This window comes from Arthrobacter sp. 10T425 (assembly GCF_056393985.1).
Window position 1 is genome coordinate 1 of the sequence record NZ_JBFTGZ010000012.1, and the last position, 23,409, is coordinate 23,409.

At 67.9% G+C, this 23,409-nt stretch carries 19 protein-coding genes and 1 pseudogene; 11 read left to right on the plus strand and 9 right to left on the minus strand.

Features of this window, described 5'->3' with window-relative positions:
* Positions 1–284: pseudogene (locus AC1DDH_RS14365) on the plus strand (HNH endonuclease); the annotation flags it as partial.
* 58 nt (positions 285–342) lie between these two features.
* Here the strand turns inward: AC1DDH_RS14365 and AC1DDH_RS14370 are convergent.
* The 4 genes from AC1DDH_RS14370 to AC1DDH_RS14385 all read right to left on the minus strand — a co-directional run bounded on the left by AC1DDH_RS14370 (position 343) and on the right by AC1DDH_RS14385 (position 4,840).
* Positions 343–918 (minus strand): hypothetical protein, encoded by a 576-nt coding sequence (locus AC1DDH_RS14370; RefSeq protein WP_476932193.1) that lies wholly within the window; start codon positions 916–918, stop codon positions 343–345.
* A gap of 199 nt (positions 919–1,117) precedes the next feature.
* Positions 1,118–3,664: an MMPL family transporter gene (locus AC1DDH_RS14375; RefSeq protein ID WP_476955693.1), complete on the minus strand. Its 2,547-nt coding sequence runs from the start codon at positions 3,662–3,664 to the stop codon at positions 1,118–1,120.
* Position 3,665: 1 nt separating this feature from the next.
* Positions 3,666–4,367, minus strand: coding sequence for a TetR/AcrR family transcriptional regulator (locus AC1DDH_RS14380; protein WP_476947762.1), 702 nt, complete (start codon positions 4,365–4,367; stop codon positions 3,666–3,668).
* A 74-nt stretch (positions 4,368–4,441) separates the two neighbouring features.
* A complete protein-coding gene (locus tag AC1DDH_RS14385) occupies positions 4,442–4,840 on the minus strand; it encodes a YbjQ family protein (RefSeq protein ID WP_476871593.1) in 399 nt (132 codons plus the stop codon).
* 205 nt (positions 4,841–5,045) lie between these two features.
* Here AC1DDH_RS14385 and AC1DDH_RS14390 point away from each other — a divergent pair, with 205 nt between their 5' ends.
* Positions 5,046–5,588 carry a hypothetical protein gene (locus AC1DDH_RS14390; protein ID WP_476955694.1) on the plus strand — a complete coding sequence of 181 codons (543 nt, stop codon included), beginning with the start codon at positions 5,046–5,048 and terminating at the stop codon, positions 5,586–5,588.
* A gap of 103 nt (positions 5,589–5,691) precedes the next feature.
* Here AC1DDH_RS14390 and AC1DDH_RS14395 read toward each other — a convergent pair whose 3' ends face one another.
* The 5 genes from AC1DDH_RS14395 to AC1DDH_RS14415 all read right to left on the minus strand — a co-directional run bounded on the left by AC1DDH_RS14395 (position 5,692) and on the right by AC1DDH_RS14415 (position 13,219).
* Positions 5,692–7,146 carry a dicarboxylate/amino acid:cation symporter gene (locus AC1DDH_RS14395; protein ID WP_476955695.1) on the minus strand — a complete coding sequence of 485 codons (1,455 nt, stop codon included), beginning with the start codon at positions 7,144–7,146 and terminating at the stop codon, positions 5,692–5,694.
* Between the two features lie 257 nt (positions 7,147–7,403).
* Positions 7,404–8,873 carry a glycoside hydrolase family 71 protein gene (locus tag AC1DDH_RS14400; protein ID WP_476955696.1) on the minus strand — a complete coding sequence of 490 codons (1,470 nt, stop codon included), beginning with the start codon at positions 8,871–8,873 and terminating at the stop codon, positions 7,404–7,406.
* Positions 8,874–9,503: 630 nt separating this feature from the next.
* Positions 9,504–11,204, minus strand: coding sequence for a DUF885 domain-containing protein (locus AC1DDH_RS14405; protein WP_476955697.1), 1,701 nt, complete (start codon positions 11,202–11,204; stop codon positions 9,504–9,506).
* A 120-nt stretch (positions 11,205–11,324) separates the two neighbouring features.
* Positions 11,325–11,558 (minus strand): acyl-CoA carboxylase subunit epsilon, encoded by a 234-nt coding sequence (locus AC1DDH_RS14410; protein WP_459385969.1) that lies wholly within the window; start codon positions 11,556–11,558, stop codon positions 11,325–11,327.
* A 77-nt stretch (positions 11,559–11,635) separates the two neighbouring features.
* Positions 11,636–13,219 (minus strand): acyl-CoA carboxylase subunit beta, encoded by a 1,584-nt coding sequence (locus AC1DDH_RS14415; RefSeq protein WP_079551557.1) that lies wholly within the window; start codon positions 13,217–13,219, stop codon positions 11,636–11,638.
* 204 nt (positions 13,220–13,423) lie between these two features.
* On the opposite strand from AC1DDH_RS14415, the gene AC1DDH_RS14420 reads away from it, so the two are divergent.
* The 9 genes from AC1DDH_RS14420 (at position 13,424) to AC1DDH_RS14460 (ending at position 23,381) form a co-directional block, all read left to right on the plus strand.
* Positions 13,424–14,314 (plus strand): SDR family oxidoreductase, encoded by an 891-nt coding sequence (locus AC1DDH_RS14420; protein WP_476955698.1) that lies wholly within the window; start codon positions 13,424–13,426, stop codon positions 14,312–14,314.
* Between the two features lie 185 nt (positions 14,315–14,499).
* Positions 14,500–15,438: a biotin--[acetyl-CoA-carboxylase] ligase gene (locus tag AC1DDH_RS14425; protein WP_476955699.1), complete on the plus strand. Its 939-nt coding sequence runs from the start codon at positions 14,500–14,502 to the stop codon at positions 15,436–15,438.
* Complete coding sequence (locus tag AC1DDH_RS14430) at positions 15,431–16,030, plus strand: PH domain-containing protein (RefSeq protein WP_476887188.1); 600 nt, start codon at positions 15,431–15,433, stop codon at positions 16,028–16,030. Before AC1DDH_RS14425 ends, AC1DDH_RS14430 begins: the two co-directional genes overlap by 8 nt.
* The gene (locus AC1DDH_RS14435; RefSeq protein WP_476887189.1) at positions 16,020–17,294 is read left to right on the plus strand and encodes an adenylate/guanylate cyclase domain-containing protein; all 1,275 of its coding nucleotides are present in this window, start codon (positions 16,020–16,022) and stop codon (positions 17,292–17,294) included. The genes AC1DDH_RS14430 and AC1DDH_RS14435 overlap by 11 nt, the downstream gene beginning before the upstream one ends.
* Positions 17,295–17,448: 154 nt before the next feature.
* The gene (locus AC1DDH_RS14440) at positions 17,449–18,237 is read left to right on the plus strand and encodes a PP2C family protein-serine/threonine phosphatase (RefSeq protein ID WP_476955700.1); all 789 of its coding nucleotides are present in this window, start codon (positions 17,449–17,451) and stop codon (positions 18,235–18,237) included.
* A 53-nt stretch (positions 18,238–18,290) separates the two neighbouring features.
* Positions 18,291–19,472: an MFS transporter gene (locus AC1DDH_RS14445; protein WP_476887191.1), complete on the plus strand. Its 1,182-nt coding sequence runs from the start codon at positions 18,291–18,293 to the stop codon at positions 19,470–19,472.
* 132 nt (positions 19,473–19,604) lie between these two features.
* Positions 19,605–21,932, plus strand: a complete 2,328-nt coding sequence (gene ligA, locus AC1DDH_RS14450) for an NAD-dependent DNA ligase LigA (RefSeq protein WP_476955701.1) — start codon at positions 19,605–19,607, stop codon at positions 21,930–21,932.
* The gene (locus tag AC1DDH_RS14455) at positions 21,929–22,765 is read left to right on the plus strand and encodes an inositol monophosphatase family protein (protein ID WP_476955702.1); all 837 of its coding nucleotides are present in this window, start codon (positions 21,929–21,931) and stop codon (positions 22,763–22,765) included. Before ligA ends, AC1DDH_RS14455 begins: the two co-directional genes overlap by 4 nt.
* Positions 22,766–22,877: 112 nt before the next feature.
* A complete protein-coding gene (locus AC1DDH_RS14460) occupies positions 22,878–23,381 on the plus strand; it encodes a GNAT family N-acetyltransferase (protein ID WP_476955703.1) in 504 nt (167 codons plus the stop codon).
* Positions 23,382–23,409 lie beyond the last annotated feature (28 nt).

Genomic DNA, 23,409 nt, shown 5'->3' on the forward strand with positions numbered 1-23,409 from the left:
GACTTTGCGAAGCCTGCAACCACACCAAAGAAACCCCCGGCTGGAAAGCACGCCCCAGCCCCGAAGCCGCACCCGGATCCGCCTCGAGCATCGGCGCGAGGCACACCATCGAACTCACCACCCCCACCGGCCACACGTACCGTTCCACCGCGCCGCCGTTGCCCGGAACACCGCTTCGGCCGTCAGCCACAGACCAGCCGGGCTCCCGCCGCCAGCGCCGCGACGAGCGCCATCGCGCGAAGACGCTCAAGCGTATGCGGCACTCAGGCTCACTGGCGGCCTGAGCGGCCCGGCTTCACGTGGTTTGAGATGCACTTTCTCCCGATGAAGGAAGTGGGACGGTCAGAGGAGTCGGCTGGTTAGGAATCGCTCAATGGCCGTGAACACCTGAACGTGCGCGGCCAAGGAGGCACGCCAGTCCTTCGGGACTTCCAACGAGTGATTGGCGTCCAGAATGTCAACGAACGTCGGTGCGGTTTCTGACAACGCAGCGGTTGCCCAAAACTTGTCTTTGGATCCACCGATGAGCAAATCCGGCTTACTTGTTTCAGCAAGTGTCCGCCGAATGACGTCATCCGTGAGGATCGGTGTGAGCCAAATAGCTGGCACTTGAGCCTCTTCCGCCCAAGGAATAGAGAACGAGCCAAACGACTTGGCCACGATGAGTCGATGGTCGGCGTGCGGAAACTCGGCGAACGCCTGCTGAACTGCACGAGCCGCGAACCCGTGGGGGTCATCCCCAGGTTCATCATCGTCGGTCCAGCGAATTGCCTGCACTTGCCAGCCGCGGTCTCGCAACTGTTCTGCAGACCAGTAAAGAAGAGGCGATTCGACCTTGTACCCCGCACCCGGCACGAGAACGGCGACGTTGGTCTCGCCGTGAGTGGACTCACAGCCCGGCCAGAGGAAAGTTTCCATGCCGGAGATACTACCGACAGGGCTTGCTCTCCGGCCGGATGGCAGAAGTTAGTGAGCAAAGTTCGAATGTGACCCGTTGCGGCGTTGGTGGGGAACCGGCGTCGAACGGATCTCAAGCTGTCCAGGCTTGCACGCACAAAAAGCCGCCCGCCGATCAGAATGATCAGCGGGCGGCTTTAGGGCAACTCGTCGGCGGGCTTTAGCGCGCGCCGATCTCCTCCGGCTCGGGCTCGCTGTCGGCCGAAGCTGAGGCTGAAGCCGCGGGCCGGAGCTTGGCGCCCTCGACATCGACGTCCGGCAGGATCCGGTCCAGCCAGCGGGGCAGCCACCACGCCTTCTCGCCGAGAAGGTACATCACGGCCGGAACAATCGTCATGCGGACCACAAACGCGTCCACCAGAACACCGAAGGCCATCGCGAAGCCCAGCGGCCGGACCATGTTCAGGTGCGAGAAGATGAAGCCGGCGAACACGCTGACCATGATGATGGCGGCGGCGGTGACTACGGACGCGGCATGGCTGAAGCCGGTGCGGACCGCATGCCGGGCCGATTCCCCGTGCATGAAGGACTCACGCATGCCCGAGGTGATGAACACCTGGTAGTCCATGGCCAGCCCGAACAGCACGCCGATCAGGATGATTGGCAGGAAGCTCAGCACGGCGCCCGGGTTTTCGACGCCGAACACCGTTCCCAGCCAGCCCCACTGGTAGACCGCGACGACGGCTCCGAAGGCGGCCGCGAGCGAGAGCAGGAAACCGCCCGTGGCCAGCAGCGGTACCACGATGGAGCGGAACACGAGCAACAGCAGGATCAGGGACAGCCCGACGACGATGGCCAGGTACGGGGGCAGGGCATCGCCGAGTTTGGCGGAGACGTCGACGTTGCCGGCAGTCTGCCCCGTGAGGCCGATGCTGACCCCGGTGGAATCCTTGATGCGGTCCTTTTCGGCGCGCAGCTCGGAGACCACCTGGACAGTGCTCGCGCTGGCCGGGCCCTCCCGCGGGATGACCTGGAACACCGCGGTGCGGCGGTCCTCGCTCAGCGCCACAGGAATGGCGGCGGTGACGTTGCCAGTGCCGCGGAGGATGTCGGCGACGTCGAGCTGCTTGGCTGTGGCTTCCTCCGCGCTCAGGCCGGCCGGGAAGTCGCCCACCACCACGATCGGGCCCGTCATGCCTTCGCCGAAGCTGCGGCCGGTGACGTCATAGGCCTTGAACGCCTGCGACTCCACAGGCTCGGACCCGCCGTCGGGCAGCGCGAGCCGCAACTGGCTGGCCGGCAGCGCCACGATGCCCAGCAGCAGGACGCCGGCCAGCAGTGCCAGGACCGGGTGCCGGGTGACGAGTCCGCCCCAGCCCTGTTTGCTGCGGCGTTCGTCGCGGGCACGGTCCGCGCTCTCGTGGCCGGGGGCGGCGTTGTGCTTCTCCGCCTTGGCCCAGACCCGGCGGGAGATGAGCCGGGGCCCGATCAGGGACAGCACGGCAGGGGTGAGGGTCAGGGCGACAACGACGGCGACTGCCACCGTTGCGGCGGCGGACAGGCCCATCACGGCCAGGAAGGGAAGGCCCGGGATCACGAGGGCCGCGAGGGCGATGATGACGGTCAGGCCCGCGAACAGCACCGCGTTGCCCGAGGTGCCGGTGGCGAGGGCGACGGATTCCTCGCCGTCCATGCCGGCCAGGAGCTGGCCGCGGTGACGATTGACGATGAACAGGGAGTAGTCGATGCCGACGGCGAGGCCCAGCATAAGCGCCAACATCGGGGAGATGGAACTCATGTTGACGGCGCCGCTGAGGGCAAAGGTGCCGCCGACGCCCACCGCCACACCGACCAGGGCCATCAGCAGGGGGAGCCCGGCGGCGATCAGGGTTCCCAGCATGACGATGAGCACCAGCGCCGCGATGGCGATGCCGAGGATCTCCGAGATGCCGAACAACTCCGAAACATCCTCCGTGATTTCCTTGCTGGCCAGGGCGGTCACGCCGGCAGAGGAGACTTCGTGGGCGACGTCCTGGACCTGCTGGCGCACGGCGGGGGCCAGCCCGTTGATCGAGGTCTTGAACTGGACCTGGGCGATTGCCGCAGTGCCGTCCTCGGACACGAACCGCATGCCCTGCGAGGCCTCCAACTGGCGTTTGGCCAGGGCCAGCTTGGCCGCGCCGGCCTCGAGTTCCTTGGTCCCGGCGTCGAGCTTCTCCTGGCCCGCGGCGAGGGCAGCCTTCTGCTGGCCAAGCTGGGCGTCGATGGCCCCGGCGGACATGCCGGCCGCGGTCATCTGCTGCTCGGCGGCGGCCAGCTGGGCCTTGCCGGCGGCCAGTCGGGCGGCCGACGCGTCCAGCTGCGCCTGTCCTGCGGATGCCTGCTGCTCGCCGGCGGCAAGATCCGTGACGGCCTTGTCCAGCTGGGCCTGGGTGGCGAACGGGTCCACGGTGCCCTGAACATCGGGGAGGGCTTTCAGCTTGGTCAGCGCAGCCGAGACCGCGTCCTTGCCGGCCTGCGTGAACGGGCCGTTCTGCGACTCGAAGACGATGCCGGCCGAGCCGCCGGAGGACTTGGGCAGCTCCTGCTTCAGCTTGTCCGCCATCTGCTGGGTTTCAGTGCCGGGGATCTGGAAGTTGTTGGACATGGTGCCGTGGAAGGCCGCAGCCGCGCCGCCGACGGCCACCAGGACGGCGAGCCAGAGGGAGATGACGAGCCAGCGGTGGCGGTAGGAGAACTTGCCGAGACGGTAGAGCAACAGGGCCATGTCAGTGCCGATCTGGGGAAGGGGTGGCGGGGGAGTGGGACGCGAATCCGGAGCCGAGGAGGCCCATGGAATCGATCAGGAGCTGGCGCAGGACGGACAGGGACTCGGGGGCCAGGTCGCCGCCGCAGCGGGCAAACCAGACATCCATGGCGGCTTTTCCGCACGAGATGACAGAGCCGGCGAGGGCGCGGAGGTAGAGCTCGTCGACGTCGCCGGCCGCCGCCAGCGCAAAACGTTCGCGGGCGGCGTCGATGATCTGTTCGGTGCAGTGGTCCCAGGCTTCCAGCTCGGAGCGGCTGAGCTGGGGGTTGGTCTGGCCCAGGCTGTAGAGCTCGGCCACCGGTGCGACGGTCATGGGATCGGCCAGTTCAACGAGGGCTGCGCGGGCCGATTCCAGGATGGGCTCGCCTGCCGGGCGGAGCCGGAACTGCTGAAGTGCCGTGTCCAAGAAGCCGAACGTCACCGAGGCGAGCGCCGCCTCGGTGCTGCCGAAGTAGTTGAAGAACGTGCGCCGGGAGATCCCGGCGGCGTCGGCGATGTCCTCCACCGTGAAGTTTCCGGGTCCCCGCGTGCGGAGCAGGTCCATGGCGGCGTCCGTGATGGCCTGCCGGGTAGCGGCCTTGTTCAGTTCGCGGCGCGAGGGGACACCGAGGTCGCCGGATGCGGCGGCGTGGGCGGCGGAGGGGGAGGGCGATGGGGACACGCGCTTACACTACGTGCATGTTTGCACTCTGGGCAAGTATTTTCCAGGGGCGGTGGGGCTGGCAGGATCGGCGCTCAAGGCTTGAGCTGGGCTGCCGCGTCGCCGGAATTGGTCAGGTAGATCGACTGGCCCGTTGCCCCGGGCTCATTCTGCGAGAGCGGCATGGCAAAAACGGCTGTGCCGTAAGCGCAGATCTCCGTCCAGTTCTGCCCGATCGCCGATGTATCGAAGCGCATGGCAACGATGGCGTTCGCGCCGCGCTGCTCGGCCTCGGCCACCATCCGGGCCATGACATCCTGCCGGCTGTCGTAGAGGGCCCTCGTCATTTCCAGCACCTCGCCGCCGCCCAGGGAACGGAAGCCCGCCATGAGCTGGGCCGTGATGTCCCGGGAGCGGACGGTCAGGCCCATGACTTCGCCGAAGACGGCGTCGATCCGGTGGCCCGGGATGTCATTCGAAGTGACGATCAGCATGCCCAGAGCCTATCCACCTTTGCCGCCATTTTGCCCTCTTTTTGCCCTCTGAGCGTCCCTGCCGGATTCACAGGAAAGTGAAAGCTGGGAAACAGCTATCTCTGCTGGGGCAGGTGCAGACTGAAGATGCTCGTGGAGCAGCCTTCCCCGGACGAACCATCAGCTTCAAGCGCCGTCACCGCGCGGCAGATCCAGGAGACAGCAGATGTCACGCACAACGAAAATCGCGCTCGGCCTCGGGGCGGCGGCCGTGGCACTGGGCGCAGGGCTCGGAGTCGCCGGGATGGCCTCCGCCACCACGACGCCGACACCCAGCTCGAGTGCTCCCGGGAACAACTTCGCCGACGGCTACGGCATGCGCGGTGGACATCGCGGCCACGGCGGTGCGGAGTTCGGCTCCCGCGCCAAAGAACTCGCCGCCAAGCTCGGCGTCGACGAGGCGAAGGTCACCGACGCCCTGAAGACTTTCCGCGAAGCCAACAGGCCGGCCACCCCGCCGGCCCCAGGGCAGAAGCCGGACCGCGCCGCAATGGAGAAGGCCCTGGCCGCGTCCCTGGCGAAGTCGCTCGGCATCGATGAAGCCAAGGTCACCGCTGCCCTGGAGGAATTGCGTACCGCGGAACAGGCCAATCACGCCGCGGCACTGAAGCCCCGGCTGGACCAGGCCGTCAAGGACGGCACCCTGACCCAGGCAGAAGCGGACGCAGTCACCAAGGCCGCCGAAAAGGGTGTGATCGGCGGACACTAGGTCCGGGCGGACTCGGGCCGAGGCCGATTAAAGCCGAAGCCGGTAAACCAGAGAAGTCCCCGGGGATTCCCGGGGACTTCTCTGGTGAACACTCGTTCTGTTGTTACGCCCTGGCGTCAGCCAGTTCCCGCTCGTCCCGTCCTGCCGCGGGAGTGGCGGCGGCGGAGGGGTCGACGGCCGCGGTGCCATCGACGTCGTCGACGTCGTCGCTAAACGGATCGCCGTTCCGCGGCGCGTTGTACAGCGTTTCGTCCAGGATGCCCTGGCGCTTGGCCACGATCGCCGGGATCAATGCCTGCCCGGCCACGTTGACGGCGGTGCGTCCCATGTCCAGGATCGGGTCGATGGCCAGCAGCAGGCCGACGCCGGCCAGCGGCAGTCCCAGCGTGGAGAGCGTCAGCGTCAGCATCACGACGGCGCCCGTAGTGCCGGCGGTCGCGGCAGAGCCGAGCACGGACACCAGTGCGATCAGCAGGTACTGGGTGAAGTCGAGCTGGATGCCGAAGAACTGGGCCACGAAAATCGCCGCCACGGCCGGGTAGATCGCCGCGCAGCCGTCCATCTTGGTGGTCGCGCCGAGCGGCACGGCGAAGGAGGCGTAGGCGCGGGGGACACCCAGGCTTCGTTCGGTCACGCGCTGGGTCAGCGGCAGGGTGCCGATCGAGGAGCGGGAGACGAAGGCCAGCTGCACGGCCGGCCACACGCCGGAGTAGTACTGCTTGATGGACAGTCCGTGGCTGCGGATCAGCACGGGGTAGACCACGAACAGCACGAGCGCCAGGCCGATGTAGATCGCCACGGTGAACTTGCCGAGCGAGCCGATGGTGTCCCAGCCGTAGACGGCCACGGCGTTGCCGATCAGGCCGACCGTGCCCAGCGGCGCGATCCGGATGATCCACCAGAGGACCTTCTGGATGACGGCGAGGGCGGAGGCGTTCAGGGCCAGGAACGGCTCGGCCGCCTTGCCCACTTTCAGCGCGGCGATGCCGACGGCGATCGCGATTACCAGGATCTGGAGGACGTTGAAGCTCACGGCGGTGGTGGCGACGCCGTCAGTGACGGTGGTGGTCGCGCCGAGGCCCAGGAAGTTCTTCGGGAACAGCCCGGTCAGGAAGGCCCACCAGTCACCGGACTTGCCGGCGTACTTCGCTTCCTGGCTGATGCCGGTTCCGGCGCCGGGCTGCAGCAGCACGCCCAGGCCGATGCCGATCAGCACGGCGATTAGCGAGGTGATCGCGAACCAGAGCAGCGTGTTCCAAGCCAGCCGGGCCGCGTTGGAAACGGCGCGCAGGTTGGAAATTGAGCTGACGACGGCGGTGAAGATCAGGGGGACCACGGCGGTCTGCAGCAGCGAGACGTAGCTCGAGCCGATGGTCTGCAGCGTGGTGCCGAGGGCGTTGGGGTTGGCCTTGGTGCTGCCGGTGTACTTGGCCAGCAGGCCAAGGCCCAGGCCGACGATCAGGGCGGCAATGATCTGGAAGCCGAACGAGCCGGCCCATTTGGGCAGCTGGAACCCGGTCTTTCCAGCGGGTGCGGGGGTGCTTGTCTGAGTGGTCACCGGAACACGCTAGGACCGTTGCCAATAGCATGACGAACGGATGTTGAGAAATGTTACGGCGCCACGGGTGGCCCCGCGCCGCGGAATGCCCGGGCTTGCCGCGCCGGCAGGGGCTTTTGTGAAGTTATTCCGGCAAGCGGTGTGGTGATTGTCTCGTCGCCGGGCGGCCCGGGCCGCCCGGTGAGGCGCGAGATGACGGTTCGCGGCAGTGCTCTGGAGACACACTGCCGCGAACTGCCATCCCGGGCAGGGAGGGCCTAGCGTGCGCAGGTGCCTGCGACGCCGCCGCCTGCGTGGTAAATCATGTCCTGGTACGCCACGGAGGAGCGCACCGGGGTGTTGCTGGTGACTGTCTGGACCGTCGCCCCGCTACGTGCGAGCTTGAAGGACGGCGTGGTCCCGGCCACGAGCGGAACCTTGAAGGAGGTCAGTCCGGCCGGGGCGTCCATGGTCTTGACGTTGCTGCCCTGGGTGATTGTCAGACGCCCCGGGGTCTTCAGCACGGCCACGAGTTCGACTTCGTTCTTCGCCGCGTCACCGTTCGGGATGTACATCGGCGTGGGTTTGCCGTTGCGACCGATGGGGGTCATCGAATACGGAGCGTTCGTGGGGTGCGAGCGGTGGCTCCAGTACAAGGCATCCTGGGTGATCGCGGGCTTGACCCCGTTCTTGAACCAGGAAATGTAGTAGGCAGCCATGTCCAGCACGGCATAGCCGCGGTCCTTGGAAGGTGCCACCCAGGACTCGGTGTAGTCGTTCCAGGCGATGAGCGCAATGGAGTCGGCGTTGCTGGTGACCGCCGAGGCCAGGGAATCGCGCAGGGTGGAGCTGTTGGATGATTCCCAGTACCGCCCGTCGTAGGACCGTGAATCCTCGAACGCCACCGGCTGCATGTAGGTCTTGCCGCGGCGGTGGGCTTCAGCGCTTTCCTTGGCGAGGGTCGGAACGCCGCTGGCGGTGCGGGTGCCCCATTGCGAATACCCGGACACCGAATTGTTCCAGTCCGTCTTTTGGGTTCCTCCGCCCCACGAAATGAAGATGGGTACGAGGTTGGATTTGACGCCGGAGGAGGCGAGGCGGCTCCGGAGCCCGTCCCACCACGAGGGAGTCTTGCGTTCCGGGAAGAACGGGGCGAGCACGATGCCGGCATTGTTCCGGTAGATGGACGGGTCGTCCTTCACCTTCATGACGTTGTTGTAAACGCTGTCAGAGGTGGAGCCGGCGGCCGTGTTGAAGTCCGGGCTGAGCATGATCTTGAAGCCTGGGTCAACCGCCTTGGCGGCGGCGAGCATGGCCGGCAGCTGCTGCCAGCGGATATCGGTGGAGCTGTTGTATTCCCAGATGAATCCGTCCAGGCCCGCTCCGACTGCCTGCCGGACCTCCTTCTCGAAATCGGCCTGCCGCCAGGTGGTCTGGGTTGCACGCTGGGGAGCAGCCGGACGGTCCCGGAGGTCGTACGCGCCGTTGGCGGAGTTGTGGGTGTCCATCCAGCGCGGGTAGACGTCGCGGGTGGCGTCGGGGCTGTCGACTGCGAGCGGGAACGGCGGGAAGTAGTAGGCCCACGCCTTCTTCACCGAGGTGTGCCGGTTCGCGGGCGCCGGGAGGTTGAAGGGCAGCGGATTGCACGCCGTTGTCGTAGCGGTGGGCGTGGCAGTCGGCGTCGCGGCGTTCAGGGGTGCCGGGGCGCTAAGCGTGGCCGCAGCCACGACGACGGCCGTCGCAACCACGGATGCCGCTGTGCGCTTCCGGATCCGCGTCCGCGCTTTCGCGGCGTCATTGGTCGGTGGACTTAGGAATGAGGCGATATTCCTCATAGGGGCTCCAATATGGGGTCTTGTGTATGCCCGGCAATCGTCAGCCGCTGCAGGATGCCTCAGCGAGGTTCCGGCAGAAGCTCAGCGCCTGGCTTTTCCTCTGCGCTCCTTCGCGGAGCGCCGGGATGCTGGCGCTATTCGTTCACGCGGGATTCTATTGTCAATAGCTCGCACCGGAGACCAAGGTGCTGGTACCTCTATGCATGCGCCTGGTTCATAGGCGTTGTCCCGCGTAATTGCTGCGGGGACGACGCGCGCATACTGACAGTCAGCAAGACCATGCCGCAGTTGCGGAGGTACTTGCATGACCGGCGCCCTGCCGGAGGGCAAAGGTACACCGGACACTTGAGTCGCAGCCCCAGCCGCCGACCCGGGCGTTCAAAAGCCCAGAAAATGTGTCCCCCAGAGACTAGTCGACTATTGGGCCAAGGTCCATTTGCCCGGGACAGACGGACGGCCGGCTGCGGCGACTTCGCCCCGCGAATAGTCGCCCCAACCGGCCGTCTGCCCACTGTCCGTGCAGGTCAGCCCACGGAACCCGGCTTACCCCAGGAGCGCGCGCTTGAGAGTGTCCAGGCCCACCGAGCCGATGTTCAGGGCCTTCGTGTGGAAGGCCTTGAGGTCGAAGCCGGGGCGGGATTCCAGCTCTTCCCGGATCTGCTCCCAGAGCCGCTGGCCCACCTTGTAGGACGGGGCCTGTCCCGGCCAGCCCAGGTAGCGGGTGAACTCGAACTTCAGCTGCCCCTCGCTGATCGGCAGGTTGGCGCGGAGGAAGTCAAAGCCCTTCTCCGAGGTCCAGATGCCGCTGCCCCAGCGCTCGGGGACTTCGAGTTCCAGGTGCACGCCGATGTCGAACACCACGCGGGCCGCACGCATGCGCTGCATGTCCAGCATGCCCATGTGGTCGCCGGGATCATTGAGGTAGCCGAGCTCCTGCATGAGTTTCTCCGCGTAGAGTGCCCAGCCTTCGCCATGGCCCGAGGTCCAGCACACGCTGCGGCGCCACTTGTTCAGCAGCTCCCGGCGGTAGGTGGCGGTGGCGACCTGGAGGTGGTGGCCGGGCACGCCCTCGTGGTAGACGGTGGTGGTTTCGGCCCACGTGGTGAAGGTGTCTTCACCGGCCGGCACGGACCACCACATGCGGCCCGGGCGGCTGAAGTCCTCCGAGGGTCCCGTGTAGTAGATGCCGCCTTCATCGGTGGGCGCGATCCGGCACTCCAGCGTTTTCATGACGTCCGGGATCTCGAAGTGGACGCCGGCGAGCTCCGCGACGGCTTTGTCGGACAGTTCCTGCATCCAGGCCTGGAGGGCGTCGGTGCCCTTGAGCTGGCGGGCGGGATCGTTGTTGAGGATCTCTTTGGCTTCCTCCACCGTGGCGCCGGACCGGATTTCGCCTGCCACCCGTTCCTGTTCGGCGATGAGGCGGTCGAGTTCCTGGACGCCCCATGCGTAGGTTTCCTCCAGGTCCACGGTGGCGCCGAGGAAGTCCCGGGAGGCCAGGGCGTAGCGGGTGCGGCCCACAGCGTCCTTGGCCGGGGCGACGGGCAGGAGCTCGGACTCGAGGAAACCTGCGAGCCGGGAGTACGCCACCCGGGCAGCTGCCGCGCCGGCGTCGAGCCGGGACTGCAGTTCCGCCGGGAGCGGGCCGTCCGCGGTCTTGGCGCCGGCGGCGAGCTTGGCGAAGAAGCCGTCGTCCGCGGCGTGCTTGGTGGCCTGCTCGATCACGATCGAAACCTGGCGGGCCGCGGCCACTTTGCCGTCCTGCATCGCCGAACGCAGCGACTCGATGTAGCCGTCGATTGCGGCGGTGACATTGTAGGCCCGGCCCGCGATGTGCTCCCACTGCCCGGCGGTATCCGTCGGCATGAGGTCAAAGATCGCGCGGATGTCCTGGGACGGGGAGGCGATGTTGTTCAGATCGGCCGTGGCCCAGCCCGATTCGTGGATTTCCAGCTGCAGGCCCAACCGCTCGCGCATGGCGTCGAGCGTGACGGCGTCGACGTCGTCAGCCGGCTCCAGCCCGTCCAGCGCCGCAAGTGCCTCGCGGGCGGCGGCCGCGAATTCCTCGTGGCCGGCGGGGGAGAAATCCTGGTACTCCGTCTCGTGCCCGGGCAGGCCGAGTTCGGTGGCGAAGCTCGGGTTAAGCCGGATCAGGGTGTCCGTGTAGGCGTCGGCGACGGCGTCAATGGCCGTCTGCTGGCGCGCGGGGGCAGTGTTGTCTGAGGCGATGATTTCGGTAGTCACCCGACGAGACTAGCCCGGCCGCCGCGGTTATGAAAGAGTCGCTGAATTTTTTCGCGCGCAACTCTCCCGTGCAGATTTAGGCTGCGGGCAGGCCTTGCCAGGACGCTGAACCGCGTCGGCTCAGCCCAGGCTGCGGCGCCAGGCCTGCGGACCGGGCCTCGGCGCCAGCCGAAGCTGCTGCCGGCGGACCCAGTGCCGGACGCCGGGGCTTTCCGGTGCCGCCTGCTGGGTCTGCCCCAGGGACAGCACGACGGCGGTCAGCGCCGCCAACTCTTCCGGCGTCGGTTCGCCCTTCACGACTGAGAGAAGCGGCGAGTCGAGGCTGTCGGCGGGTCCTTCTGGCCGTGGGCCCACGCCGGCGAGGGACCCGGCCTGAGCTTGCGAAGGCTGGGAGCCGGTGGGGACTTGCGAGGTTAGGGGGCGGGTGGGGATCACAGCGGGATGTTCCCGTGCTTCTTGGCGGGCAGGGCTGCCCGCTTGTCCCGGAGGGCGCGCAGGCCCTTGATGATCTGCAGCCGGGTCTCGGACGGTGCGATGACGGCGTCCACGTAGCCGAGCTGGGCGGCCTGGTAGGGGTTGAGCAGCTCTTCCTCGTACTGGCGGATCACCTCGGCGCGCTTGGCCTCGACGTCGCCGCCATCCTCGGCCACCGCGGCGAGTTCGCGGCGGTACAGGATGTTCACGGCACCCTGGGCGCCCATGACGCCGATCTGGGCGGTGGGCCAGGCCAGGTTGAGGTCCGCGCCGAGCTTCTTGGAGCCCATCACGATGTAGGCCCCGCCGTAGGCCTTGCGGGTGATCACGGTCAGCTTGGGCACGGTGGCCTCGGCATACGCGTAGAGCAGCTTGGCGCCACGGCGGATGATGCCCTGGAACTCCTGGTCCTTGCCCGGCAGGAAGCCCGGCACGTCCACGAGCGTGATGATGGGGATGTTGAAGGCATCGCAGTGCCGGACGAAGCGGGCGGCCTTTTCCGAGGCCGCAATGTCCAGGGTGCCGGCGAACTGCATGGGCTGGTTGGCCACGATGCCCACCGTGTGGCCCTCGACCCGGCCGTAGCCGATGATCACGTTCGGGGCATAGAGGGACTGCATCTCGAGGAAGTGGGCGTCGTCGACAATTTGCTCGATGACCTTGCGCATGTCGTACGGCTGGTTGGCCGAGTCCGGGATCAGCGCGTCCAGGGCGAGGTCGTCGTCGTCGACCTCCAGTTCCTGCTGGTGCTCCAGCACCGGGGCCTCGGCGAGGTTGTTGGAGGGCAGGAAGTCGAGCAGTTCGCGGACGAACTCGACGGCGTCGGCCTCGTCGGAGGCCAGGTACGTCGAGGTGCCGGTGTTGGCGTTGTGCTGCCGGGCGCCGCCGAGGGTTTCCATGTCCACGTCTTCGCCGGTGACGGTCTTGATGACGTCCGGGCCGGTGATGAACATGTGCGAGGTCTTGTCCACCATGACCACATAGTCGGTCAGGGCGGGGGAGTAGGCCGCGCCGCCGGCGGAGGGGCCCATGATCAGCGAGATCTGCGGGACGACGCCGGAGGCGTGGACGTTGTTGCGGAAGATGTCCGCGAACATCGCCAGGGAGGCGACACCCTCCTGGATGCGGGCACCGCCGCCGTCGAGGATGCCCACCACGGGGCAGCCGTTGCGCAGCGCGAACTCCTGGACCTTGACGATCTTTTCGCCGTTGACCTGGCTCAGCGAGCCGCCGTAGACGGAGAAATCCTGGCTGTAGACCGCAACCGGGCGGCCGTCCACCGTGCCGTAGCCGGAGACGAGGCCGTCGCCGAGGGGCTTCTTCTTCTCCATGCCGAAGGCGGTGGAGCGGTGCACGGCCAGCGCATCGAATTCGACGAAGGAGCCGGCGTCCAGCAACAGGTCGATGCGCTCGCGGGCGGTGTTCTTGCCGCGCGCGTGCTGCTTGGCGATCGCTTCCGGGCCGGAGGGCTGTTCGGCACGGGCCTGGCGGTCGCGGAAATCTGCAATCTTTCCCGCAGTCGTGGTCAGATCGTGGCTCATCAAGTTTCTCCGGCTCTGTCGCAAGGTTGTACGGCGCCCGTCGCGTGGGGTCCTTTGGCTGGAATCCACAAAAGCAGGGCTCTGCTGGCAAGTCTAGTGACGGTATTGGCCGGTGCCGCTGTAGGGAACCTACAATTTTCCCGCCGCGAAACTCCCTCACCACTTTGTTACCCGCCAGTAACATTGGTCGGCTAGAGTGTGGGCATGACTTCAAGCAACGATGCTTCGGGCACCGCCACAGGGCCGTACCAGGCCGCCGGTTCCCTCCAGGGCCGCACTGTCCTCATCTCCGGGGGCAGCCGCGGCATCGGCCTGGCCATCGCGCTCCGCGCAGCCCGGGACGGCGCCAACATCGTCCTGATGGCCAAGACCGGCCAGCCCCACGCCAGGCTGGAGGGCACCGTGTATACCGCCGCCGAACAGATCGAGGCCGCCGGCGGCCAGGCCTTGCCGCTGGTCGGCGACGTGCGCAACGACGCCGACGTCGCCGGGGCTGTCGGCGCCGCTGTGGACCACTTTGGCGGGATCGACGTCGTCATCAACAATGCTTCGGCGATCGACCTCTCCACCACCGACGACATGGACATGAAGCGCTACGACCTCATGCAGGACATCAACGTCCGCGGGACGTTCCTGCTCTCGAAGATGGCGCTGCCGGCCCTGCGCGCCTCCGGGGCCGGGCACATCCTCACGCTCTCCCCGCCCCTGAACCTGGATCCGAAGTGGGCCGGCCTGCACCTGGCCTACACCATGGCCAAGTACGGCATGAGCCTGACCACGCTGGGGCTGGCCGAGGAGCTCAAGGCCGACGGCGTCAGTGTGAACTCGCTCTGGCCGTGCACCTTGATCGACACCGCGGCGATCCGCAACATGCCCGGCGGCGACATGATCGTCAAGGGCGCCCGCAGCCCCGAAATCATGGCCGACGCCGCCCACGCCGTGCTGACCGGCGGCAACGCGGTCCCCGCCCACGGCAGCCGGAGCGGTAACTTCTACACCGATGAACAGGTTCTCGCGGCGGCAGGGGTGACGGACTTCAGCCCGTACAGCCTCGGCGCGCCGGAGGCCCTGCTGGTCCCGGACATCTTCCTCTGAACTTGCTGGGTGTTTTGCGGCCGTCTGCCCCGCGGAATTTCCCCTCATTTGGCGTCCGGGCGCCGGAATCAGCGGTGTGTCCGGCCGACACGCCGGACACCCCGGCCAAAAGTGGGGAGTTTCGGCGGAGGCATGTGAGGCAGACGGCCGCGGCCCCGGTGCGCTTTCCTCGGTAGGATTCAAGGATGGAAACCGCGCAGGAAACCCCGGACCGTCCGCCCCTGGACCTGAGTGCCCTCAGCGATGAGGCGTTCCTGTCCGCGAACGGAATTCCGCGCCTGACGGTGCTTGAGTCCACCGGCTCCACCAACGCTGATCTCCTCCGCGGGGTGACCGAGGATCCCGGCGCGTGGCCGGACCTGTCAGTGCTGACCGCCGAGTACCAGAGCGACGCGCGCGGCCGGCTCGACCGCCGGTGGGAGGCGCCGGCCCGCAGTTCGGTCTCCGTCTCCCTGGTGCTCCTGCCAGTCAACGCGGCCGGCCGGCCGCTGCCGACCCACAGGTACTCCTGGCTCTCCCTCCTGGCCGCCCTCGCCCTGCGTGAGGCCCTGACGGAAACGGCAGGCCTTCCGGCGGAACTCAAATGGCCCAACGACGTCCTGGTCCGGGGCCGGAAAATCGCCGGCATCCTGGCCCAGCTCGGCCCGCTCGGCGCCGGCGGCGCGCCGCCGGTCATCCTCGGCACCGGCCTGAACGTCACGCTGACGGAGCCCGAACTCCCGGTTCCCACCGCCACCTCCGTGCTGCTGGAGAATCCCGACACAGTGGACCGGACGGAGCTCCTGAAGAGCTACCTGTCCCGCTTCGCCACCCTGTACCGGAGTTTCTGCAACGCCGACGGCGACCCCACCGCCGGCATGGCCGGTGGCCCGTCGCTGCACAAACGCGTGGAGCACCTCCTCTCAACCCTCGGCAAGCAGGTCCGGGCCCAACTCCCGGGCGACCACGAGATCATTGGCCACGCCACGCGCCTGGACGAATACGGCTCACTCCTGGTGGTCGATGCCGCGGGCCATGAACATGTGGTGACCGCCGGCGACGTCGTGCACCTGAGGCCGTGGAACCCGGCCGGGACCGGCGGCCAAGGCGCCGGCAGCGGCGGAGCAGAAAGCGGCTATGCGTAGAGTGCTCCTGCCGGGAGAGCAAGTGATTGTGGTGACCCGGCCCCAGCCCAGGATGCTCATTGTCCCGGCGCTGATGTTCATTGTTGTTCCGGCCTTGGCCGCGTACGCCTGCGCCTGGGTTGTCAAGGGCGGTCCGGCGCGGCTCGTCCCCCTCGTCCCGAAAGAGTGGACGCCCTGGCTCCTCGCCGTGTGCCTGGCGTTGGCGGCGTGGGTGCTGCTGGGCTATTGCCTCCCGCGGGTCATTGCGTGGCACGCCACCCGCTACATCCTCACCAGCCAGCGCATAGTTGCCCGATACGGCATGTTACGGCGGCGCGATGAACAGATACCCCTCGCCGCCGTCCGGCATGTGGCCATTGAGCAATCCTTGTTGCAGCGCCTATTGCACTCCGGGAATATATCCTTGGAGACCGGGTACCCCCTTGGAACGGTGGTCCCCGATGTCCCGGAGGTCGCGACATTCCGTAATTTCCTGCTGGACGCCATCGACGACCTCCCGCAGGGCGAGGTGTCCGGCGCCGATGGCATGACCTACAACCCGGGCGAGGCCTGGCCGTGGGAGACGAGAGAAGGTGGAAGAGATGAACGCTGAGAACGTCCACCAGGACATCGATCTCGCTGCCCCGGATTTGCCCCGGGAGCCCGAGGACGCCGCCGGTTCGGCTGCCGCCGACAGCGACGCCGGGACCGCCTTCGGCGCCGAAGCCGGCGCGCTCATCGAACCCGCCGCCGAACCCGACGAAGTCGAGCCCGACGAAGTCGAGCCCGACGAACCCGCCGAACCTGAACCCGTGGCCCCGCCCACCGGCACGATGTCCGCTGAACGGCTCGCCGCCAAGGCCCTGGAAGCGCGGCTGCTGGGCGGAGAACGCAAGCTTCGGCGTCGTGAAGTCGCCGCCGGTGCGGGGCTCTCGCTGCTCTCTGCCCGGAAACTTTGGCGCGCCCTGGGTTTTCCCAACCTCGGGGATGAAGATGTCGCCTTCACCGAGCGTGACCAGGCCGCCCTGTCCACCATCGTGGACCTGGTGCGCGACGGCAAGCTCACCGAGGAAGCCGCAATCTCCATCACCCGGGCCATCGGCCAGATGACCGACCGGATGGTGGTGTGGCAGATCGAGGCCCTCGTGGAGGACATGGTCCAGGAACATGGCGTCACTGACGCCGTCGCCCGCAAGCGGCTCGTCAGCGAGTTGCCGAACCTGATCGACCCCCTCGAGGAGATGCTCGCCTACTCCTGGCGCCGCCAGCTCAACGCCGGTGTGCAGCGCCTGGCCGTCCGGGCCGAAGCCGGGCTGCAGTCCAGCGAAGAGGGCCGTGAAGGCGACGAAGACGATGCGCCCCTGCCGTTGGCCCGGGCGGTCGGCTTCGCCGACCTTGTCTCCTACACCAGCCTGTCCCGCCGGATGAACGAGAAGACGCTCGCCCAGCTGGTGCAGCGCTTCGAGAACAAGTGCGCCGAAATCATCTCGGTCGGCGGCGGCCGGCTGGTCAAGACCGTCGGCGACGAGGTCCTGTACATTGCCGAGACTCCGGCGGCCGGCGCCGAGATTTCCCTGGCCCTGTCCCGCGCCTTCACCGACGACGAGATCCTGCCCCAGGCCCGCGTGGCCATGGTCTGGGGCCGCATCCTCTCCCGCCTCGGCGACATCTACGGACCCACCGTCAACCTCGCCGCCCGCCTGACGGCTCTCGCGGACCCTGGAACCGTGCTGGTGGATTCGATGACCGCGGCCGCGCTGGAGCAGGACGAACGCTTCGTCCTGGTGCCCCGGCCGGCCGAGGACGTCCGCGGGTTCGGTGAAATCCACCCGGTGCAGCTGCAGCCCGGCAGCGGCCGGGGCCTGATCCTGGACTGAACGCCGGATCAGCCCGGCGGCAGGCCGTGGCGGGCTTCTCAGCTGAGCGGCGCGTATGCAATAGTCGGACCGGCAGTTGCGATCCGGCCGGGTTGTGAACGCCGTCAACCCCCGCGCACCAGTGAAGCCGCGCACCACTGTATTGAGGACCGCCATGAACCCATCGCCAGACGCCCCCATCCCGCCCTCGGACGGAAAACAGGGACCGCTACTGCGCTGCGGGTACGGCACGGACCGGGGACTGCGCCGCGAGGCGAACGAGGACTCCTTCATTGCCGCTGACCCCGTCTTCGCCGTGGCGGATGGCATGGGCGGGCACGAGGCCGGCGAAGTTGCCAGCGGCATCTGCGTGCGCACCCTGGCCGAGCTGCCACAGTCCAAGACCGGCAGCCGGGATGCGACGGCGGACATCCTGCAGGAGTACCTGCTCATGGCCGATGCGGGCATCCGTCACGCCACCGGATCGCGTGCCGGAACCACCCTGTCCGGCGTCGTGGTGGTGGAACAACAGGACGTTCCGTACTGGCTTGTCCTCAACATCGGAGACTCCCGCACGTACCGGTACAGCCACGGCCAGCTCGCACAGATCAGCGTGGACCATTCCGAAGTCCAGGAACTCCTCGACACCGGCCAGATCACCGAGGCCGAGGCCGCCGTGTACCCCCGCAGGCACGTGGTGACACGGGCGCTGGGAACCGGGGATGACTCCGAGGCCGACTTCTGGCTGGTTCCCCTTGAAGACGGCGACCGGATGCTGGTCTGCTCCGACGGCCTCAACGGCGAACTCAGCGATGAGAAGATCGCCGGCATCCTCGCGGCCGAGGCCGACCCCCAGGCGGCCGTGGACGAACTGATCCAGGCGGCCTTGCGCAGCGGCGGCCGGGACAACATCACGGCGATCGTGGTCGACGCCCGGACTGCAATCGTGGACGAGCCAGCCTGACCTCGCGGTCAGCGTCAGACCGAATTCGCGGTTCGTCCCTTAGGATCGCGGGCATGGGGACTAAGCCGGATCGAAGGAAAGCAGCGGGCACTGCCGCAACCCTGATTGGAGGGTCCGCGGAAATAATGGACTTCCTGATCCCGCTCTGGGGCGGCATTGAACTCGGCATCGGGCCAAGCGCGATCGGAGCCCTCGTCGCCGTCGAGCTCGTCGTCTCGGTGATCGCACGTCCGATTTCCGGCTGGCTGGTGGACACCCGGGTGCGAACGACAGCGGCTGCGGCCGGAGCCGTGCTCTACGCGGTGAGTTGCGTCGGCTACGCCGTCGCGACGTCGCTGCCGCTCGCCTTCGCCGCTGCAATTGTTGGCGGTATCGGCGGCGCGTTCTTTTGGATTGCGGTCCGGGCAATCGCGGCCGAGTTCCTCGATCGCGACTCCGGCTCGCTGGCCGGGCTGCTGTCCTCCGAAGCACTCGGATCGTGGTTCTTCTGGATTCCAGCGATGGTCCTGCTGCCTCTGACCGGCTTCAGCGGGGTCTTCGGGACCCTCGCCGTTGCCTGTATTATCGCCGCGGTCCTGCTGCTCCGCGTGCCAAAGTTCCTGGCGCCACCGCAGGAGGAGCCGTTGGACGGGTTCCGGGGCGAAGGCAGGCGCCTCGCCCCGCTGCTGCTGATCGCGCTGATGACCGCAGTCGCCGAGGCCGGTGTGTCGCTGCTCCTGCTGCTTCACCTGCAGAAGGCGCTTGAGCTGGAGGTCTACCAGATTGCACTCATCTACCTGCCGGGCGGCATCGTGCTTACGGTTATGCCACGAGCGCTGCACCGGTTCGTTGAACGGCGGGGCCGGCGTACGGGATACGTCCTCGCGTCCGTCGCGTCGGCACTGACTGCGGCCGGCCTCGCGTTCACGCCCAGCCCGCTCGTGATCGCCGCGCTCTGGGTACTCACGAGTGCCTCATGGGCGATCTTGCTGCCGATCCAGCGGGCAGTCGTAGCTGAGGTCAACCGGCACCGCGTGGGCCGCGGCATGAGCCTGCTGACCAACTCCGAGATGCTCGGGGCAGCAGCCGGGTCGCTGCTGGCGGGTCTGCTGTACGACGGTGGATCGTGGCAGCTCTCATGCCTGATCTTCGCGGGCATCATCCTCAGCGGAACCGTCCTTGGCCCACTCGCGCTCACGAAACTGGGCGTGCGCGACCGCCCGGCCGCCGATCTGGCCGTCGTCAACAGCGGCTAGCACGGCTCTCCACCGGCGCAGAATTCGTCCCCGGGCCGGGCGAGGTGATCACCTGTTCGATCTGTGGCCGGACCGGACCCCAGACCGGACCCTGGACCGGACAATGTCGGGGATCTAGGGCAGGATAGGTCTGTGAGCACAGGGAAGACCGCAGCAGAGACCGCAGCAGGGACTGAAGAAGCAGCCGAAGCAGCCCCCGGGCACGTCACGGACCCTCAAGGCCCCGCGGGGGAGCAGGTCCCGTCCGGGGACATCCGTGCGGAGTACGAGGACCTCGTGGAGCAGGTCCGCAAGCACCGCTTTGCGTACTACCAGCAGGACGCGCCGATCATCTCCGACGCCGAGTTCGACGAGCTCTACCGTCGGCTGGAAACGCTCGAAGCCATGCATCCGGAACTGGTGGCCAACGATTCGCCCACACAGGAAGTCGGCGGCGAGGTGTCAGCGGCGTTTGCCGCCGTGCAGCATTTGCAGCGCATGTACAGCCTGGAGGATGTCTTCTCGCTCGAGGAGCTGGAGGCCTGGATGGTCAAGGCCGAGGCGGGCGTCGCCAAGCTCGGCAACGGCGGGAACCCGCCGTCGTGGCTCACCGAACTGAAGATCGACGGCCTGGCCGTCAACCTGCTCTACCGCGACGGCGCCCTGGTCCGGGCCGCAACCCGCGGGGACGGCACCACCGGCGAGGACATCACGCACAACGTCCTGACCATCGAGGAAATCCCGCAGCAGCTCAGCGGCACCGGCTTCCCGGCGGAGGTGGAAGTCCGCGGCGAAGTCTTCATCCCGTCGCAGGCCTTCGCGGAATTCAACGAAGCCCTGATCGAGGCCGGCAAGGCGCCGCTGGCCAACCCGCGCAACGCCGCCGCGGGTTCGCTGCGGCAGAAGGACCCCGCGGAAACCGCCAAGCGGCCGCTGCGGATGTACGTCCACGGCATCGGCGCCCGCGAGGGTCTCGACACCGCCAGCCAGTCCGAGACCTACCGCAAGCTGGCCGAGTGGGGACTGCCGACGAGCCCGTATTTCGAGGTCCTGGCCGGGCTTTCCGACGTGCTCGAATTCATCAAGCGCTACGGCGACAAGCGGCACAGCCTCACCCACGAGATCGACGGCATTGTGATCAAGGTGGACGACTTCGCCACCCAGCGGGCCCTGGGCTACACCACCCGGGTGCCGCGCTGGGCAGTGGCCTACAAGTACCCGCCCGAAGAGGTCCATACCAAGCTGCTCGACATCGCCGTCAACGTCGGCCGCACCGGCCGGGTCACCCCGTACGGCGTGATGGAACCGGTCAAGGTTGCCGGCTCCACCGTGGAAATGGCCACCCTGCACAACCAGGAAGTGGTCAAGGCCAAGGGCGTGAAGATCGGCGACATTGTGGTGCTGCGCAAGGCCGGAGACGTGATACCGGAAATTGTGGGCCCGGTGCTGGCGCTGCGGGACCAGCAGGACCCTCCCGTCCGCGACTTCATCATGCCCACCGAATGCCCCTCGTGCGGCACGCCGTTGGCCCCCGGGAAGGAAGGGGACGTGGACATCCGCTGCCCCAACTCCCGGTCCTGCCCGGCGCAGCTGCGCGAACGCGTCTTCCACCTTGCCGGCCGCGGCGCCTTCGACATCGAGGCCCTCGGTTGGGAAGCCGCCATCGCACTGACCCAGCCGGCCGAGCCCGCGGAGCCGCCGCTGACCACCGAGGCGACATTGTTCGACCTCACTCCGGAGCAGCTCGCGGACGTCCGTGTCCGCCGGGAGAAGCGCTCCAAGGGCGCCGGCACAGGGGAATTCGAGCTGGTGCCCTACTTCTTCACCAAGGCCACCACCAAGACCCCGTCCAAGCCCACGGCCACGACGGACAAGCTCTTCCGGGAGCTGGAAAAAGCGAAATCCCAGCCGCTGTGGCGGATCCTGGTGGCCTTGTCCATCCGGCACGTCGGCCCGCGGGCCTCGCGCGCCCTCGCCACCGCGTTCGGCAGCATGGACGCCATCCGGCAGGCCTCCGAGGAGGAGCTCGCCCACGTGGACGGCGTGGGCCCGGTCATCGCCCAGGCGCTGACTGAATGGTTCGCCGAGGACTGGCACCGCGACATCGTGGACCGCTGGGCGGACGCCGGCGTCCGGATGGCGGACGAACGCGACGAGTCGACGCCCAGGACGCTGGAGGGGCTGACCGTGGTGGTGACCGGGAGCCTCGAGGGCTTCAGCCGCGATGAGGCCAAGGAAGCCATCCTGATCCGCGGCGGCAAGGCGGCCGGATCGGTGTCGAAGAACACCAGCTACGTGGTGGCGGGCGAGAACGCCGGCACCAAACTGGACAAGGCCGAACAGCTCGGCGTCCCGGTCCTGGATGAGGACGGCTTCCGTGCCCTGCTGGCGAACGGGCCGGCCGGCACCGGCGCGGACGGCGTCCCGGACCCGGCCGACGACGGCGGGGTCCCCGTCGTCGAGGTTGCGGCGGCCGAATGAGTTCCCACTCCGCGGGTCCTCCCGCACCTGGCATTCCGGAGCTGCTCGAACTGGCCAAGTCGGCCGCCGCGGCGGGCGCCGCCGTCCTGGCCACCCGGAAGACCGCGGCCCTGGACGTCAGCAACAAGGGCGACTCAGGAGACTGGGTGACCGCCTTCGACCTCGCCGCCGAAGCCGCCGTCCGGGACGTCATCACCGCCGCCCGGCCGTGGGACATCATCACCGGGGAGGAGGGCGGCACCGTCCTGCCGGCGGAGCCCAGCGGCTACCGCTGGTCCATCGACCCGCTCGATGGCACCACCAATTTCATCCGCAACATCGTCTACTACGCCACCTCCGTGGCGGTGGCCGACGCCGACGGCGTCTGGCTGGCCGGCGTCGTCAGCGCACCGGCGCTGGGACGCACCTACTACGCGTCCCGCGGCGAGGGCGCCTGGCTCCAGGAGCAGGGCCACGTGACCGCCCTGTTCGGCCCGGTCCCCGGACAGACCGGCCAGATCCTGGCCACGGGCTTCAGCTACGATCCCGGCGTGCGGGCGGAACAGGCCGCAGGCCTCGGCAACCTGATGGACGGCTTCGCCGACATGCGCCGGCTCGGGTCCGCGGCACTGGACCTGTGCCTCGTGGCGGACGGCACGCACGACGCCTACGGTGAGCGCGGGCTCAACGAACACGACTTCGCCGCCGGGGCCCTGATCGCCGAGGAGGCAGGCTGTTGGGTGCGCCGGCCGCGGCTCACCAGCCCCCTGGCCGGCGGCCCCTCCGACGACGAGCGCCTCGCAGCATGGACGTGCGCCGGGCCGCTGGAACTCTCCGGCAAGTTCCCGCTCTAACGTCGTCTCGCCGGGCAGGCTCTACGCCTGTCAGATGCGCCTGAGTGATAGTTCAGTCACGGAAACGGCCTTTCCGGGCACGGCCCCGGCCGGGCGCCCGTACCATTGACAGGTGCCTTCGCAGATCCTCATTCGCCCCGCCGTTCCGGCCGACTTCGACGCCATAGCGCGCATCACCCGGGACGCCTACCTGGCGGCGGGCTACTTTGAGAGCGCCGACCACCCCTACATGCAGCAGATCCAGAACGTCGGGCAGCGCGCGGCTGCCGCGACGGTTTGGGTCGCCGAGCGTGAGGGCCGGGTCCTCGGCTCCGTGACGCTGGCGGTCGCCGGCGAGCCCTACGCGGACATCGCCTTCAGCGACGAGCTCGAGTTCAGGATGCTCGTGGTGGACCCCTCCGTGCAGCGCAGCGGTGCCGGCAAGGCCATGGTCCAGGCCATCATGGAGCACGCCAGGGCCCTGCCCGGCATCCACGCCGTGGCCCTCACCACGGGCGAGAGCTGGGAAAGCGCCCACGGCCTCTACCAGAAGACGGGCTTCCTCCGGGCGCCGGAGCGCGACTGGCTCGTGCCGGGCACAGACATCAAACTGCTCGTTTACCGCCAGGAACTCTAGCCCGGGCGGAGGCCCCGCGCAGGTCCGC